This is a genomic window from Mesorhizobium sp. (assembly GCF_004962925.1).
Lineage (GTDB): Bacteria > Pseudomonadota > Alphaproteobacteria > Rhizobiales > Rhizobiaceae > Mesorhizobium.
This window is the reverse complement of record NZ_SUEO01000412.1, coordinates 1-776: the sequence shown is the minus strand read 5'-3', so window position 1 is coordinate 776 and position 776 is coordinate 1. Positions and strand designations below refer to the sequence as shown.

The 776-nt window shown below is 58.1% G+C and carries 1 protein-coding gene; it reads right to left on the bottom strand.

Annotation, left to right across the window (positions count from 1 at the left end; genetic code table 11):
* Positions 1-19: 19 nt before the first annotated feature.
* A partial coding sequence (ehuC, locus tag E5W87_RS35455) for an ectoine/hydroxyectoine ABC transporter permease subunit EhuC (protein ID WP_367118917.1) occupies positions 20-776 on the bottom strand: 757 nt, incomplete at its 5' end.

Here is a 776-nt window from a genome sequence, read left to right as displayed (position 1 = left end):
TCCCAACTCCAATCAAGAATCATGCCTTGCCCAGCCTCCGGGCAACGATCCGTTCCATCCGGCTTATGAGCGGCGTTATCAGGAGCCGAGCCAGGACGTAGTAGATGATGAGAGCGGTTCCAAATACTTGCGCAGACAAATAGGTCGAGGCGTTGATCTGCTTCGCCTGGAACATCAAGTCCGTCACCGAAATAAGGGAAACCAAAGCGGTCCCCTTGAGAAGTTCAATCAGCAGATTGCCCCAAGGGGGCAGCATGATCGCGAATGCCTGCGGCATGATGATACGCCGCATCCGGATGAACGGGGTCATGTTGATTGCTGTTGCCGCTTCCCATTGCCCGCGAGGGACCGACTGGATGGCGCCGCGGACGAGTTCCGCACCATAAGCCCCGCAGTTGAGCCCAACAGAGACGAAGCCGGCGGTGAACTTTTCGAGTGTCAGTCCGAACAATGGCAGGACAAAGAAGATCCAGTAGAGCTGAACGAGCAGCGAAGTTCCGCGGAATATCTCGATGTATACGATCGAGCTGCCACGGATAATCCTGTTCCTGGATAGCGTGCCCAGCCCTGCGATCATAGCTGTAACGACAGCCACAAGGGAGGCGAGCACAAATTGCGTGCAGGTGACGAGTGTGCCCTGCGTCAGCGCAGGGCCGTAAGTCTCAAGAAATTCCCAGATCGGCATACGCCATCCTCTGTTCGCCGTGCCGGCGGGAGGCAATCGAGCGTCGAGGTCATGCGCGCGGCGAGCGTCGGCGATTGCAGGCCCGGCCGGA